This is a genomic window from Amycolatopsis suaedae (assembly GCF_004214935.1).
Classification (GTDB): domain Bacteria; phylum Actinomycetota; class Actinomycetes; order Mycobacteriales; family Pseudonocardiaceae; genus Amycolatopsis; species Amycolatopsis suaedae.
Map to the genome: position 1 here is coordinate 117531 of NZ_SFCC01000010.1, position 14477 is coordinate 132007.

Consider the following 14477-nt stretch of genomic DNA (forward strand, 5'->3'; position numbering starts at 1 on the left):
ACCTTCCGACATTAGTGCCGGGTGATCTCGCCGACCATCTCCTGCGCCATGATCCTCAGCCGGTAGTCGTCCACCGGCGTCGCGGTGAGCCAGCCGTCCCTGCTGCGCAACGCGTAGCGGCCCTCGTCGGTGTCCACCCAGTTGACCGTGCTCGGCGTGCGGATCCAGGAGCTGCCCCTGCCGCGCACGCTGGCGCCGAACTGGCCGCCGCCACGCCTACCGGTCACGGCGCGGACCATGGTGTTGACCTCCGGCGGCCGGACGCCGGCGTCACGCAGTACCGCGACGAAACCCTCCGCGCCCAGCCGTTCACCCTCGGCACAGGCGTCGGTGTAGTCGCTGACCCGGATGTTGGCGGGCACGCCGGGCGCGGCCTTCAACGGTGTCAGCGCCTCGAGCATGGTCGCCACCAGCATCGGCTCCCGCACCGGGCCCAGCCGGACCGTCTCGCCTGCCACCCCGACCGACACCGCCGCCCCGCCCCGGTCGACCGACGAGGCCGACCGGAACGAGTAGTCGTCGCCGTCCGCGGTCATGTCCAGCCGCAGCTCGGCCTCGGCGAGGGTCCGCAGCAGCAGCCCGAGGTCGCGGGCCGGCCGGTTGACGGTGCCGAGGTCGCGTTCGGCCAGCGCCTGGCTGGCGGCATCCGACAGCGCCGCGCGCGCCGACGCCGTCCGCCCGATGTGCGGGATACCCAGGACAGTGGGCAGCTCACCAAGCCCCATGGTCGACCAGAGCAGGAAGAACTCGGCCGGATGCAACTGGATCCACCCGGAGTCCGGATCACGCATGAACTCTCGCTATCTGTCGCGCCGTCGCGGCTGGTCCTCCAGCCCGAGCACGGGCGGAGCGACCTGCAGGTCCGAATGGAAGATGTTCTCGTCGTCCTGCAGGTAGGACGGCGCCCGGTGCTCCTCCTCGTCGCCCCGCTGGCCCGCACCGGGCGGCATCATCGGCATACCGGCCATCCCCATGCCCATGCCGCCGGTACGGCCGGACGCCGCCGCGGCGGCTGCCGCACCACCGGCACCGGGACCGAACTGGCCCGATCCGACGCGCTGGCCGGGGTTGAGCTGCTCGCCGACGGCGCCACCACCGCCGATGGCCCCCGTTCCGGGGCCGGGCGAGAACGTCCCGGCGCCGCCCGGGCCGGGCTGGGACGGCACCCCGCCACCCGGGCCGGGACCGGGGCCGGTCGAGCTGCTGCCCGTGGAGTCGTCGGGTTTCTCGGACGGCGGCGGCTCGGGCTCCGGCTCCTTCGGCGGTTCCTCGGGCGGCGGCCCGTAGACGATCTGGTCGCCGTTGGGACGGCTGAAGTCCGGCACCGTGTGGTAGATCTCGCCGGAGTCCCGCTGGTACTGCTCCATCACCTGCGCGGCCTGCTCGTGCAGGCGCTGCGCCTTCTCCCGCTGCGGTTCCGGGTCGGCCACGATCGCCGGTCCGCCGGTGAAGTCACCGGTGGTGAACGGGCTGGCCGACATGGCGGCCGTGCCACCCTCGACCGGCATCGGACCGCGGTCGGGCATCGGCAGCGGCGCGGGCTGCGGGAACGGCATCTTGGGCGGCTCCGGCATGTTCTTCTTCGCCGTCGCGGCGTTCTGTGCCTGGTCCTCGACGCACTTGGAGACGTTGCCTGCCCGCAGGCCCGTCTCCTCGGTCCAGATGGTCAGCCTGGTCAGGGTGTCCCTGGCGAGCTCGGCCGAGTCGCCCTCCCAGCCCTTCGCCGAGGCCTCGACAGCGGCACGCAGGTCGTCCCGGATCTCCGCGAGGTCCTTGCTCAGCTTCGCCCACTGCTCCGCGACGCGGTTGACGGCGGTGAGATCCAGGTCCTCGTGCACCATCGCGTACAGCTGGGGGTGCGAATGGCTCAGCCAGTCGACCGGCTGGGTCGGATCGGTCCCCGGCGGGTCCTGCTCGACCGGCGGCCACGGCTTCGGCGGCCACGGCAGGCACCGGGCGTCGGGCTCGGGACGCCGGCTCACCGCTGGTCACCGCCCTGGTTGTAGAAGCCGGCCACGTCGTCGACATTCTCCATGGCGATGCGGAACTGCTCCTCCGCCTGCTCCTCGGTCTCCTTGAACTTCTTGTCCGCCCGCTTGACGATCAGCTCCAGGTCCTCCAGCACGTCGCGGAAGTCACCGAGAACGGGAATGGCCGCGCCACCGGCGGCCCACCGCAGGCGCTCGCTCATCGCGTGCGCCACGAAACTGGACCCGAGGTGCAGCGGAACGTCCAGCTCCCGGGCCTCGCGCATCATCGCGACCACCCTGACCCGGATGTCGGCCAGCTCCTTCTGGAGCTTCTGGGCCGCACCCTCCTCGAGCTTCAACCCGCCCGTCTTGGCCGACTTCTTGACGGCCTGGACGTCACCGGCGATCGGCGCGAGCTTCGGCGCGGAGGCGGCGAAGCCCTCCCGTGCCGTTTCCGTCGGCTTCTTCGCTGGCGCCATGTCGACATCCCACCCCTGAAGTGACATTCGAAACAGAACTGTACCGCGCGACGTTTGGACGCGGCGAGTACCGCTTCGGCTCCATCCGGTTTCAGCGGAGGTGCGCGTCGAACCAGTTGAGGGTGCGCTGCCAGGCCTCGGCGGCCGCGTCGGGGTCGGCGTCGAACCGGTGGTTGGCGCCCGGGTAGCGGACGACGTTGGTGGCGACCTTCGCCGACGCGGCGACCTCGCGCAGCCGCTCCACCTCGGCTCCGTCCTCATCGCCGGCGTCGCCGTAGATGCCCAGCCACGGGCTGGTCAGCTTGCCCGCGATCTCGACCAGCGGCGGCAGCTCGCCGTCGTGCCCCTGACCGCCGACGCTGACCGCCGCACCGAGCTTCCTGCTGGCCGCGACGACGAGTGCCGCGGCCCCGCCGAGGTCGAACCCGACGACGCCGAGCAGGTCGGCCCGTACCCCGCGGTCGACCAGCCAGGCCAGCGTGATGTCGGTCGCGCCGAGGATGTCACCGCCGCTCAGCCCGCCGTCGCCGGACATGTGCGGCGCGACCGCGAGCCAGCCCTCGTCGGCGAGGCTGCCGACCAGGAACCGCACCCCGTCGGTGACGCCGTCCGCCTCGTGCAGCACCACCAGGCCGCCTCGCACGACACCGTCCGGCTCGGCGTAGGTGAGGCGGAGCGCGCGGCCGTCCGCGCGTCGGTAGTCGTCGGTGTGTGTCTGCGTCATGTGCCTACTCAACCACTGACGGGTGAACGGGAGTCAACACCGAAAGCTCTGGAGCGCCGTGGATGCGGCGTATACGGTCAAGGCATCCACACCGGAGAGGGAGTTGTCCACATGCCCGTGCAGACCCGTGCCGACCTGGCTTCGCTGCCCACCTACGTCCCCGGACGCAGCGTGCCCGGCGCGATCAAGCTGGCCAGCAACGAGGCGCCTGCCGGACCGCTGCCGAGCGTCGCCAAGGCGATCGCCGAGGCCGCCGCCGACGTCAACCGCTACCCGGACATGGGCGCGTGGGCGCTGGTGGACCGGCTGGCCAGGGAGTTCGGCGTCACCACCGACGAGGTCGCGGTCGGCTGCGGCTCGGTGGCCCTGTGCCAGCAGCTCGTCCAGGCCCTGTGCGAGCCGGGTGACGAGGTCGTCTTCGCGTGGCGGTCGTTCGAGGCCTACCCGATCGTGACGCACATCGCCGGCGCCACCGGCGTCCGCGTGCCGCTGACCCCGAGCCACGAGCACGACCTGGACGCCATGCTCGCCGCGATCACCCCGCGCACCCGGCTGGTGTTCGTGTGCAACCCCAACAACCCCACCGGGACGTCGATCCGCCGCGAGGCACTGGAACGGTTCATCGACGCGGTGCCCGCCGACGTGCTGGTGGTGCTGGACGAGGCCTACCGCGAGTACGTCACCGACGCCGAGGTGCCCGACGGCATGACGCTGCGGGCCGGCCGGGAGAACGTCGCCGTGCTGCGTACCTTCTCCAAGGCCTACGGCCTGGCCGGCCTGCGGGTCGGCTACGCCGTCGCGCCCGCGCACGTCACCACGGCACTGCGTCAGGTGTACGTGCCGTTCAGCCTGAACGCCGTCGCCCAGGCGGCCGCGATCGCGTCGCTGGACGCCGCCGGCGAGCTGCTCGCCCGCTGCGCCGAGACCTGCGAGGAACGCACCCGGGTGCGCGACGCGTTGCTCGACGCCGGTTTCGAGGTGCCGCCGACCCAGGCGAACTTCGTCTGGCTGCCGCTCGGTGAGCGGACCGCCGAGTTCGCGGAGCACATGCTGGACAGCAAGGTCGTCGTGCGGCCGTTCGTCGGCGAGGGTGCCCGGGTGACCATCGGGACCCCCGAGGAGAACGACGTGATGATCGCCGCGGCACGGACGTACTTGACCTGAACCATTGTTGAGGTCACAGGCTGGGCGCATGACGAACGCACAGCTGACCGAGACCCTGCCCGACCCCGGCCGCGCCGACTCCGGCGTCGTGCTGGCGAGTGAGTGGACCGTGCCCGCCGACCGGCAGCGGGCCGCCGCCGACGCCGCACTGCGCGCGTGGGACCGGCACCCGCTGCCCGACGGCCTGCTCTCGCACAGCGTCTACACCAGCACCGACGGCGAGCGGGTCCTGCACTATTCACAGTGGACGGACACCGGCGCCGTCGCCCGGTTCCGCGAGACGGATCCCGCACGGCAGCGGGAGATTCTCGCCGAGGTGCCGGAGATCGAGCGGCACGGCGTCGACGACTACACGCTCTACCGCGGCGGGCGCACCGAGGGCGACACGCGGGTGGCCGGGATCATCGTGCTGGTCACGATGATCTTCGACGGCCCGGATCCGGCGCGGCAGCGGGAATGGGTGGACAGCGTCTTCGCGGCACTGGACGCCGACCGCGCCGGTGGCACGTTGCCCGAGGGCGGGATCGCGGCGTACTTCCACACCAGCAACGACGGCGTCAAAGTGATCAACTACGCCGAGTGGGAGACCGAGCAGCACCACATCGACGCGCTGGCCGCGCCCGGTGACGGCATCGGCTCGCCGAGCCCGCTGTGGCACCGGGTGCAGAACTTCCCGGGCAACGTCGGCGGTTCGGTGCGGCGCTACCACCATGTAGGAACGGTCAGCGCAGCACCAGCTGGATGACGGCCGCCACGCCGACGACCACGATCACCGCGCGCAGGGCGGCGGGCGGGAGCTTGCGGCCGATCCAGGACCCGAGTATCCCGCCCGCCGTCGAGCCGACGGCCAGGATGCCCACGACGATCCAGTCGACCGGGGCGACGACGGCGTAGATGGCGCCCGCCACGACGTTGACGATGGCGGACAGGACGTTCTTGATCCCGTTGAGCCGCTGCAGCGGGTCACTGAGCATCATGCCCATCACCGCCATCAGCATCACGCCCTGCGCGGCGGTGAAGTATCCGCCGTAGACACCGATGAGCCCGATCAGGACCAGCAGCAGCACGCTGTACCGGTTGCGGTCCGGCGCGCCGGAGTCGTCCCGTCCGGCCACCCACGCGGACACCTTCGGCTGCACGATCACCAGCACGACGGCAAGTCCGACGAGGACGGGCACGATCGTCTCGAACGCGTCCTTCGGCAGCTTCAGCAGCAGCAGTGCCCCGCCGATGGCGCCGAGGAACGAGGCCACGCCGTAGATCACCAGCCTGCGGGCCTGCCCGCCCAGCTCCTTGCGGTAGCCGATGGCGCCGCTGATCGTGCCGGGCACCAGGCCGATGGCGTTCGACGTGGTAGCGGTGATCGGCGGGTAGCCCAGCGCGACCAGCGTGGGGAACGTGACGAGCGTGCCGGAGCCCACCACTGCGTTGATCGTTCCCGCCCAGACCCCGGCCAGCAGGATCACCACCGCATGCCACCACGTCACCGGCGCACCTTAAGCACGCCGGGGTACCCGAAAGCACCCAGGTGTGACGTTTCTGTCGTCAACGGCGCGGGTAGTACCCGGCTGATCGACGTGAGGAGGCGAGCGGCGACGATGCCCGACACCACGACCCTGCGCGAACTGGCCAGCACCGACGGCCCGTTCAGCTCGGTCTACTTCACCCACCGCCACGACACCGAGGACGCCGCGAAGAAGCTGGAACTGCTCTGGCGCGGCATCCGCGAGCAACTGGCCGACCAGGGCACGCCCGCACCGGCACTGGAGGCCCTCGAACAGGCGGTCCTGGACGGTGAACGCCCGGTCGGCAGGGCAGGCAGGGCACTGGTGGCGGCACGGGACCGGCTGGTGATCGACGAGTGGCTGACCGACTCACCGGATCAGCCGGTGGCACGGGTGTCGTCCATGCCGTACCTGATCCCGCTCACCCGCGGGCAGGAACGCGGCCCGGCACACGTGGTCGCCGAGGTGGACCGGACCGGCGCCCGGATCACCACGGTCGACGAGCACGGCCGGGTGACCGGCGTCCACACCGCCGAGGGCCGGTCGCACCCGGTCCACAAGGTCCGCGGCGGTGGCGCCGCGCACCACGACATCCAGAACCGCGCCGAGGAAACCGTCCGGCACAACGCGGCCGACATCGCGGCGGAGATCACCGCCGCGGCCCGGCGGACCGGCGCCGAGCTGGTCGTGCTGGCCGGCGAGGTCCAGGCCCGCACGGCGGTACGCGAGCAGATCGACGGTCCGGTCGAGGAACTGCCCGGCGGCCCCGAGCTGGACGGCAGGCTGGCCGAGCTGCTCGGCGAGCGCCGCAGGGCCCAGCGGGCGGAGACCGCCGAGCGGTTCCACCGGGGCGCCGCCCACGGCCTCGCCGTCTCCGGCGTGACGGCCGTCGACGCGGCGCTGCGCGAGGCCAACGTGGACACGCTGCTCGTCAGCGACCCGGAAACGCCGGACGACGAACGACTGCCCTACGCCGCGCTGCGCACGGGCGCCCAGCTGGAACACGTGGGCGGCGAACTCGAACTGACCGAGGGAGTCGGCGCGCTGCTCAGGCACGCGTGAAACAACAACCAGGAGGTGCACGATGCCGCAGCAGGCATGGAGCAACAAGCGAGAACGCCAGTACGAACACATCAAGTCCGGGCAGAAGAAGCGGGGCGCCAGCGAGGACAGGGCCGAGGAGATCGCCGCGCGAACGGTGAACAAGAACCGTGCCCGCAGCGGCGAGTCCAAGCAGGCCAGCAAGACCTCGCTGAAGGACAAGTCGCCGCAGAAGCGTGGCGGCGAGCGTTCCGGCAACCGCAAGGGACCCGGCGGCCCGACCAAGGAACAGCTCTACAACGACGCCAAGAAGCGCAACATCAAGGGTCGTTCGCGGATGACGAAGAAGGAGCTGCAGCGCGCGCTCGGACGGTGAATCGCTCTAAGCTTCAACGGTCCGGCAGGCTTGCGCTGAGGGGAACCACGTGATCGAGAAGGACCCACCGCCGAGTGATCTCGGTGACCGCAACGACATCGAGATCCGCCTCGGCGCGGATCTGGCTCACCTGCCGATCATCCGCGGGGTCGCGTCGAACATCGCGATGCGGGCGGACTTCGACCTGGACACGATCGCCGACCTCCGGCTGGCCGTCGACGAGGCCTGCTCGGAGCTGATCACCCGGGCGACCACCGGCTCGTCCATGCGTTGCCGCTTCACCTTCGACGACGACCAGCTGCGCTTCCACGGCGCGGTGCTGTCGGCCGATCGGGCGGTGCCCGACACCGGGTCGTTCGGCTGGAAGGTGCTGACCACCCTGGCGGACGAGGCGACCAGCTGGGCCGAGGCCGACGGAACCGGTCACGTGGTGCACATCGCGCTGGCGAAACGGCGGCCGGCGGTCGACGCGTGACCCGACCGCCGGAGGGCGGGGACGACTACGCACACCTCGCCCCGCTGTTCACCGAACTGGCCGAGCTCGACGAGAACGACCCGCGCCGCGCCACCCTGCGCGACGAGCTGGTGACCGGCCACCTGCCGCTGGCCGAGCACATCGCGCAGCGCTTCTCCGGCCGTGGCGTGGCCAAGGAGGACCTGGTGCAGGTCGCCAGGGTCGGCCTGATCAACGCGGTGGACCGGTTCGACCCCGCACGCGGGTTCGACTTCCTGTCCTTCGCCGTCCCGACGGTGATGGGCGAGGTCCGCAGGCACTTCCGCGACACCGGCTGGGTGATCCGGGTACCGCGGCGGCTGAAGGAGCTGCACCTGACGCTGGGCGCGGCGAGCACCGAGCTGTCCCAGCGGCTGGGCCGGGCGCCGACGCCCAGCGAGCTGGCCGCCCACCTCGACATCGGGATCGACGAGGTGCACGAGGGCCTGGAGGCGGGTAACGCGTATCACTCGATGTCGCTGGACGACGTCCTGACCGGTGCGGACTCGGACAGCATGTCGCTGGGCGACACGCTCGGCGAGGAGGACAGCGGCCTGACCAGCGTGGAGAACTACGAGGTGCTCCATCCGCTGGTCAGCAAGCTGCCGGAGCGGGAACGCAAGATCCTCGCCCTGCGGTTCGTGCACAACCTCACGCAGACCCAGATCGCCGAACGCATCGGCGTGTCGCAGATGCACGTCTCCCGCCTGCTCGCGCGCACGCTGCAGCAGCTGCGAGCCGGACTGTCGGAGCCGGACGGGACGGAGTAGTCTTTTCACAAGTTTCTAAAACTTGTGATGATCGGAGCGCTCCACATGGAGAAGGTCCATTTCACCGAGGCCCGCGCGACCATGCTCGGCACGCTGTACGGCAGGGCGCTGGACAGCCGCTCACCCGACCCGGTGCTCGGTGACAAGGCCGCCGAGGAGGCGGTCGGCAGGATCGACTACGACTTCGACCGGCTCGGCGTGAACCAGCAGCTGGCACTCAGCGTCGTGTTCCGGGCCAAGCCGATCGACCGCTGGACCGCGGAGTTCATCGCGGCCAACCCGGAGTGCAACGTCCTGCACCTGGGCTGCGGTCTGGACACCCGGGTGTACCGGCTCGACCCCGGCCCCGGGGTGCGGTGGTACGACGTCGACTTTCCCGACGTCGTCGAGCTGCGCGAGAAGATCTACCCGGCGCGGGAGGGCCACCGCAACATCGGCACCTCGGTGACCGACGTCGAGTGGCTGGACCAGGTACCCGCCGACCGGCCGACGATCATGGTCGCCGAGGGCCTGACCATGTACCTGGACAAGCAGGGCGGCGAGAACCTGCTGCGTGCCATCGTCGACCGCTTCGACAGCGGGCAGCTGGTCTTCGACTGCTTCAGCTCGCTCGGCATCCGGCTGCAGAAGCTCAACCCGGTGGTCCGCAAGTCGGGTGCCACCCTGAAGTGGGGTATCGACGACCCCCGCGAGCTGGAATCGCTCGGCCTCACGCTGATGTCCGAACTGGCCGCGAACGACTTCTTCGACGAGGGCGACAAGTGGCGGCTGCCGGCCACCACGAAGATCCAGCTGGCCGTCGCCATGCGGATTCCCGCCTTCCGGAAGATGGGCAGGCTGCTCCGCTACCGGTTTTGACCTCGGCGGCACGGGGTAACCGCGCCGCATGAACGCCGTGCGGGTGTCCAAACCGGACAAGGTGTTGTTCCCCGGCGACGGCGTCACCAAGGGCGACCTCGCCGGGCAATACCGCGGCGTCGCCGAGGTGATGCTGCCGCACCTGGCCGGCCGTCCGCTGACCTTGCGCCGCTTCCCGGACGGCATCGGCGGCGAGGGCTGGTTCCAGAAGAACGCCTCGGAGCACTTCCCGGACTGGGTCACCACCGTCGAGGTTCCGCAGCGCGACGGCGGCACCGTGCGGCACGTGGTGTGCGACAACGCCGACGCCCTGGTGTACCTGGCCGGCCAGGCGGCGGTGGAACTGCACGTCTGGCTGTCCACAGTGGAGGACCTGGAGCACCCTGACCTGGTGGTCGTCGACCTGGACCCACCCGACGGCACCGGGGTCGGCGAACTGCGCACGGTCGCCAGGCGGGTCCGGGACCTGTTCACCGAGGTCGGGCTGACGCCATACGTGCAGGCCAGCGGCGGCAGGGGCTTCCACGTGGCCGCGCCGCTGACCCGCGACGCGAGCTTCGACGAGGTACGCGAGTTCGCCAGGGCGGCTGCCACGCGGCTGGCCGAGCGCGACCCGGACCGGCTGACCACCGAGATCCGCAAGGACAAGCGTGGCGACCGGATCTTCCTCGACGTCAACCGCAACGGCTACGCGCAGACGTTCGTCGCGCCGTACTCGGTCCGAGCACGTGCCGGAGCGCCGGTGGCGACCCCGCTGGACTGGCCGGAACTGGGCCGGGCCGAGCCCGCCGGCTACCCGGTCGACCGGCTGCGCAACCGGATGGCCCGCAAGGCCGACCCGTGGCGGGACCTGCGTGAGCACGCCGGATCGGCACACGACGCGATGCGGAGGTTGTGATGGCACGGGCGATCTGGAGCGGGTCGATCAACTTCGGCCTGGTGACGGTGCCGGTCGAGCTGTACAGCGCAACGAGCGACCACTCGGTGCACTTCCGGCAGTTCGAGCGCGGCACCTCGGACCGGATCCGGTACCGGCGGGTCAACGAGCGCACCGGCAAGGAGGTCGACTACTCCGACATCGTCAAGGGCTACGAGATCAGCAAGGGCGACTACGTGTTGATCGAGCAGTCGGAGCTGGACGAGGTCGCGCCGGGGCGGTCCCGGACCATCGACATCGAATCCTTTGTGGACATCGAGGACATCGACCCGGTGTTCTTCGACAAGACCTACTGGCTGACCCCGGCGAAGGAGGAGTTCCACCGCGCCTACGGCCTGCTGCGGCAGGCCATGGACAAGACGAACCGGGCCGGGATCGCGCGGTTCGTCATGCGGGGCAAGGAGTACCTGGCCGCGGTGCGGGCGGGTGACCCGGTGCTGGTGCTGAACACCCTGCACTTCGCGGCCGACCTGCGGGACCCGGCCAAGGAACTGCGGACCCTGCCCAAGCAGGTCAAGCCCAAGCCCAAGGAGCTGGACCTGGCGACGGACCTGATCGAGTCGCTCAGCGAGGAGTGGAAGCCCGAGGAGTACACCGATACCTACACCGAGCGGGTCATGTCGCTGATCGAGGACAAGAAGGCTGGCCGCACGGTCACCCCGGAGGAGGAGCCCGCGCAGGCCACGAAGGTCGTCGACCTGTTCGAGGCGCTGTCGCGCAGCGTGGAGAACAGCAAGCGCGGGCGCAGGTCCCGCAAACGGGACCTCAGCAAGCTGAACAAGACCGAGCTGGGCAAGCTGGCCAAGGAACTGGACGTCAAGGGCCGCTCCGGCATGAACCGCGAGGAACTGGAGGAGGCCGTCCGCAAGGCAGGCTGACCCGTCTGCGGCCGGGCCGGTTGCTTGTCGCGTGTCCCCCAATGTGGCATTGGGGGCGTTCGCCGGTGGCCGCGGTGGTCTCCTTCGTGGTGACCGGTGAGGCTGCCGCGCCTGCTGTGACCACTGAGGTCACTGAGGTCACTGAGGCCGCGACACCGGGGCCGCGAAGCACGTGAAGGCCACCTCATCACGTCTCACGTCAAGGTCCCGGCAAGGTCCGGTGGCGGCCAGGCGAGGTGGCTGGTCTCGAGCGTGGAACTCGTTTACCGGAACGTAGAACTCGCGTGCCGGAACGCAGAACTCACGTGCGTGAGCGCAGAACTCACCATGTGGACGCCGGTTCTCACGTGGTGCCGGTCGGCCGCGTGACCGGGCCGTTCGCGCGAGTCCTCCGTTCCCGACCCGCGAGTCGACCGTTCCCGACCCGCGAGTTGCACCTTCCCGCCCTCCTGGTCCCACTCTCCGGCACGACGGTTCCAGATAGCGAGACCCGCCCGTCATCGGCTGGCCGAACGGGCCGCTCGCGCGGCCGTGCCGGGCCGGAGCACGAGTTTCGCGTTCCTGAACACGTCACTCACCATCCGGACCCCGCGTCCCAGCCCGTGAACCCGCACCCGCGCCAACGGGCCACTCGCCGCGAGTCTCGTCTTCCGGAACGCGAATGACGCGCTCCGGACCACCCAACTTTGCCGGGACCCTCACCTGAGACGTGATGAAGGTGGCCTTCACGTGCTTGACCGCCGGGCCCCGGCGTCTCAGGGACCGGCGGCTTACGATCATCGCGTGCGGAGGATCAGACTGCGGCGCCCCCCGCCGGAGAGGTTCCCGCTCGTGCTGCGGACGAGCCTCGGCTTCGCCGCGCTCGGCGTCGGGTCGAGCGTCTGCGGGTCCGGCGTGGTGTTCCTGCTGCTCACCCTGCAGGGCTCGCCCCGCGACATCGACCAGGACTGGGTGCTGGCCGTCGTCTCCGCCGGCTACATCGCGCTGGCCCTGCTGGTCGGCACCGCGTGGACGGCCCTGCTGCAGCGGCGGACGGTCGTGTGGTTCGTGCTCGGCCGCGACCCGACGGAGCAGGAAGCACGCAGGGCACTGCGCATCCCGACCGACATGGCGCTGGTCAGCGGCACCCTCTGGCTGATCGGCACCGTGCTGCACGGTGCGCTGGCCGGCGCACTCGGCTCGGCCTGGGACGCGCTCGGCGTCGGCCTGACCGTCCTGCTCGGCGGCCTGACGACCGTCGGCCTCACCTACCTGATCGCCGAGCGGGTGGCCCGTCCGGTGATGACGCTGGCGCTGAGCGTCAGCCCGCCGCAGGGCCGGCTGGCGGTCACCGTGCTGACCCGGCTGGTGCTGACCTGGGCGATGGCCAGCGGCGTGCCGATGCTCGGCGTGCTGTTCGTCGCCACCCCGCCCTCGCTCGGCGACGCCGACCCGACGGCGAGCCTGATCGTGCTCGCGGTGATCGGCCTGGTGCTCGGCGCGTTCGCCACCGCGCTGCTGGCCCGCGCCGTCGCGTCCCCGCTGCACCGGCTGCGGGTGGCGCTGGACGAGGTGGCCCGCGGCCGCACCGACGTCACCGTCCCGGTCGACGACTCCAGCGAGATCGGCATGCTCCAGACGTCGGTCAACGACATGGTCGCCGGGCTGCGGGAGCGGGAGCGGCTGCGGGACCTGTTCGGCAGGCATGTCGGCACCGAGGTGGCCACCCACGCGCTGGAGTACGGGGCGTCGCTGTCCGGGGACGTCCGCGAGGTCACGGCGCTGTTCGTCGACGTCGTCGACTCGACGGCGCTGGCCTACCGGATGCCGCCGGAGGAACTGGTGGCCAAGCTGAACCGGCTGTTCACCGCCGTCGTCGACGCGGTGGCCACCCAGGGCGGGCTGGTCAACAAGTTCCAGGGCGACGCCGCGCTGTGCGTCTTCGGCGCGCCGACCCGGCTGGCCGACCCCGCGACGTCGGCATTGCTCGCCGCGCGGGCCATCCGCGACGCCGTGCGCGACACCGGCGAGCTGGACCTGGGCATCGGCGTCGCGGCCGGGCCGGTGTTCGCCGGTCAGCTGGGTACCAGCAGCCGCTTCGAGTACACGGTCATCGGCGACGCGGTGAACGAGGCGGCCCGGCTGACCGAGAGCGCGAAGAAGGTGCCGGGCAGGCTGCTGGCGAGCGCGGCCGTCGTCGAGGCGGCGACCCCGAGCGAGCAGCGGAACTGGAAGCGCGGCAGGCGTGTCCAGCTGCGGGGCCGCAAGCAGGCGACGGTGACCTACGCGGCGCTCACCCGGCCGGAGTGACGTCCGGCCAGCGCAGCACGGTGGAACCCCAGGTGAGCCCCGCGCCGAACGCGCTGACCAGCACCCGCTGACCGGGCACGAGCGTGCCGTCGCGGACCGCGTCGGCGAAGGCCAGCGGGATGGACGCCGCGCTGGTGTTGCCGGTGTGCCCGATGTTGGCCACGACGGCGTCCGCGGGCAGGCCGAGGTGCTTGGCCGTGCTCTGCAGGATCCGGATGTTGGCCTGGTGCCCGACGAACCGGTCCACATCGGACACCGACCAGCCCGCCCGCTCCAGCACGGTCAGCGACGACTCGGCCATCCGCGCGCAGGCGTGCCGGAACACCGCCGTGCCCTTCATGTCCAGATAGTAGTCGGCCCGGTTGCCGGAGAACCGCTCCTTGGCACCACCGGCCCGCACGATCAGCAGATCGGCCAGTTCACCCTCGCTGTGCAGGTCGAACGGGCCGATCGCGCCGGGTTCGTCGGCGCTGCCCGCCCGCAGCACGACGGCGCCCGCGCCGTCGCCGAAGATCGGCACCGTGCCGCGGTCGTCCGGGTCGAGCATGCGGGTGAACGTGTCGGCTCCGACGACCAGCACCCGCCGCGCGATCCCGCCCGCGATCAGGCCGGCCGCGGTGGCGAGACCGTAGACGAAGCCGCTGCACACCGCGTTGACGTCGAACGCGGCCGCACCGCCGCAGCCGAGCCGGGACGCGACCTGCGGGGCGCTGGCCGGGCAGAGCTGGTCGGCCGTCGACGTCGCCAGCACCACCGCGTCGACCCGCCGGTCGCCGGACGAGGCGAGAGCCCGCTCACCCGCCTCCACCGCGAGGTCCACAGTGGACACATCGGGGTCGGCGACGCGTCGCGACGCGATGCCGGTCCTGGTGCGGATCCATTCGTCCGAGGTGTCCAGCCTGCTCGACAGCTCGTCGTTGTCGACGACACGGGTGGGCAATGACGCGCCCAGACCGGCGAGCACCGCTGCGGGCACGGCTTAGTCCCTCCAGA

16 protein-coding genes are annotated in these 14477 nt (G+C 71.1%); 10 read left to right on the top strand and 6 right to left on the bottom strand.

The window, feature by feature from the left end; all coding sequences use genetic code 11:
- Positions 1-11: 11 nt before the first annotated feature.
- The 4 genes from EWH70_RS20540 to EWH70_RS20555 form a co-directional block, all read right to left on the bottom strand.
- A complete protein-coding gene (locus tag EWH70_RS20540; RefSeq protein WP_130477085.1) occupies positions 12-791 on the bottom strand; it encodes an ESX secretion-associated protein EspG in 780 nt (259 codons plus the stop codon).
- Between the two features lie 9 nt (positions 792-800).
- Entirely contained in the window at positions 801-1982 is a 1182-nt protein-coding gene (locus EWH70_RS20545) for a PPE domain-containing protein (RefSeq protein WP_130477086.1), read from the bottom strand.
- Positions 1979-2449 carry a hypothetical protein gene (locus tag EWH70_RS20550; protein WP_130477087.1) on the bottom strand — a complete coding sequence of 157 codons (471 nt, stop codon included), beginning with the start codon at positions 2447-2449 and terminating at the stop codon, positions 1979-1981. The genes EWH70_RS20545 and EWH70_RS20550 overlap by 4 nt, the downstream gene beginning before the upstream one ends.
- Before the next feature lie 91 nt (positions 2450-2540).
- Positions 2541-3173, bottom strand: a complete 633-nt coding sequence (locus tag EWH70_RS20555; RefSeq protein ID WP_130477088.1) for a dienelactone hydrolase family protein — start codon at positions 3171-3173, stop codon at positions 2541-2543.
- Between the two features lie 111 nt (positions 3174-3284).
- Between EWH70_RS20555 and hisC the strand changes: the two genes are divergently transcribed.
- Together hisC and EWH70_RS20565 are read left to right on the top strand one after the other, a co-directional pair.
- Entirely contained in the window at positions 3285-4337 is a 1053-nt protein-coding gene (hisC, locus tag EWH70_RS20560) for a histidinol-phosphate transaminase (protein WP_130477089.1), read from the top strand.
- A 28-nt stretch (positions 4338-4365) separates the two neighbouring features.
- On the top strand, positions 4366-5082 hold the full coding sequence (locus tag EWH70_RS20565; RefSeq protein ID WP_130477090.1) for an antibiotic biosynthesis monooxygenase: 717 nt from the start codon (positions 4366-4368) through the stop codon (positions 5080-5082).
- Here the strand turns inward: EWH70_RS20565 and EWH70_RS20570 are convergent.
- Positions 5060-5824 carry a sulfite exporter TauE/SafE family protein gene (locus tag EWH70_RS20570; RefSeq protein WP_130477091.1) on the bottom strand — a complete coding sequence of 255 codons (765 nt, stop codon included), beginning with the start codon at positions 5822-5824 and terminating at the stop codon, positions 5060-5062. The two genes, EWH70_RS20565 and EWH70_RS20570, sit on opposite strands and share 23 nt — an antisense overlap.
- A gap of 111 nt (positions 5825-5935) precedes the next feature.
- Between EWH70_RS20570 and EWH70_RS20575 the strand changes: the two genes are divergently transcribed.
- The 8 genes from EWH70_RS20575 (at position 5936) to EWH70_RS20610 (ending at position 13484) form a co-directional block, all read left to right on the top strand.
- A complete protein-coding gene (locus EWH70_RS20575; protein WP_130477092.1) occupies positions 5936-6904 on the top strand; it encodes a baeRF2 domain-containing protein in 969 nt (322 codons plus the stop codon).
- A gap of 22 nt (positions 6905-6926) precedes the next feature.
- Positions 6927-7259 carry a plasmid stabilization protein gene (locus EWH70_RS20580; RefSeq protein WP_130477093.1) on the top strand — a complete coding sequence of 111 codons (333 nt, stop codon included), beginning with the start codon at positions 6927-6929 and terminating at the stop codon, positions 7257-7259.
- A gap of 49 nt (positions 7260-7308) precedes the next feature.
- Positions 7309-7734, top strand: coding sequence for an ATP-binding protein (locus EWH70_RS20585; protein WP_130477094.1), 426 nt, complete (start codon positions 7309-7311; stop codon positions 7732-7734).
- Positions 7731-8522, top strand: a complete 792-nt coding sequence (locus EWH70_RS20590) for a SigB/SigF/SigG family RNA polymerase sigma factor (protein ID WP_130477095.1) — start codon at positions 7731-7733, stop codon at positions 8520-8522. Before EWH70_RS20585 ends, EWH70_RS20590 begins: the two co-directional genes overlap by 4 nt.
- Positions 8523-8567: 45 nt before the next feature.
- A complete protein-coding gene (locus EWH70_RS20595; RefSeq protein WP_130477275.1) occupies positions 8568-9380 on the top strand; it encodes a class I SAM-dependent methyltransferase in 813 nt (270 codons plus the stop codon).
- Positions 9381-9408: 28 nt separating this feature from the next.
- Complete coding sequence (ligD, locus tag EWH70_RS20600; protein WP_338078596.1) at positions 9409-10278, top strand: non-homologous end-joining DNA ligase; 870 nt, start codon at positions 9409-9411, stop codon at positions 10276-10278.
- The gene (ku, locus tag EWH70_RS20605; RefSeq protein ID WP_130477096.1) at positions 10278-11195 is read left to right on the top strand and encodes a non-homologous end joining protein Ku; all 918 of its coding nucleotides are present in this window, start codon (positions 10278-10280) and stop codon (positions 11193-11195) included. The genes ligD and ku overlap by 1 nt, the downstream gene beginning before the upstream one ends.
- Positions 11196-11978: 783 nt before the next feature.
- Positions 11979-13484: an adenylate/guanylate cyclase domain-containing protein gene (locus tag EWH70_RS20610; RefSeq protein WP_240687105.1), complete on the top strand. Its 1506-nt coding sequence runs from the start codon at positions 11979-11981 to the stop codon at positions 13482-13484.
- On the opposite strand, the gene EWH70_RS20615 is transcribed toward EWH70_RS20610, so the two are convergent.
- A complete protein-coding gene (locus EWH70_RS20615; protein ID WP_240687106.1) occupies positions 13468-14460 on the bottom strand; it encodes a beta-ketoacyl-ACP synthase III in 993 nt (330 codons plus the stop codon). The genes EWH70_RS20610 and EWH70_RS20615 overlap by 17 nt on opposite strands.
- Positions 14461-14477 lie beyond the last annotated feature (17 nt).

Coding starts and splice junctions, on each gene's coding strand:
- EWH70_RS20580 (WP_130477093.1), top strand. CDS start 6,927: ATGCCGCAGCAGGCATGGAGCAACAAGCGAGAACGCCAGTACGAACAC.
- EWH70_RS20540 (WP_130477085.1), bottom strand. CDS start 791: ATGCGTGATCCGGACTCCGGGTGGATCCAGTTGCATCCGGCCGAGTTC.
- ligD (WP_338078596.1), top strand. CDS start 9,409: ATGAACGCCGTGCGGGTGTCCAAACCGGACAAGGTGTTGTTCCCCGGC.
- hisC (WP_130477089.1), top strand. CDS start 3,285: ATGCCCGTGCAGACCCGTGCCGACCTGGCTTCGCTGCCCACCTACGTC.
- EWH70_RS20575 (WP_130477092.1), top strand. CDS start 5,936: ATGCCCGACACCACGACCCTGCGCGAACTGGCCAGCACCGACGGCCCG.
- EWH70_RS20555 (WP_130477088.1), bottom strand. CDS start 3,173: ATGACGCAGACACACACCGACGACTACCGACGCGCGGACGGCCGCGCG.
- ku (WP_130477096.1), top strand. CDS start 10,278: ATGGCACGGGCGATCTGGAGCGGGTCGATCAACTTCGGCCTGGTGACG.
- EWH70_RS20595 (WP_130477275.1), top strand. CDS start 8,568: ATGGAGAAGGTCCATTTCACCGAGGCCCGCGCGACCATGCTCGGCACG.
- EWH70_RS20550 (WP_130477087.1), bottom strand. CDS start 2,449: ATGGCGCCAGCGAAGAAGCCGACGGAAACGGCACGGGAGGGCTTCGCC.
- EWH70_RS20565 (WP_130477090.1), top strand. CDS start 4,366: ATGACGAACGCACAGCTGACCGAGACCCTGCCCGACCCCGGCCGCGCC.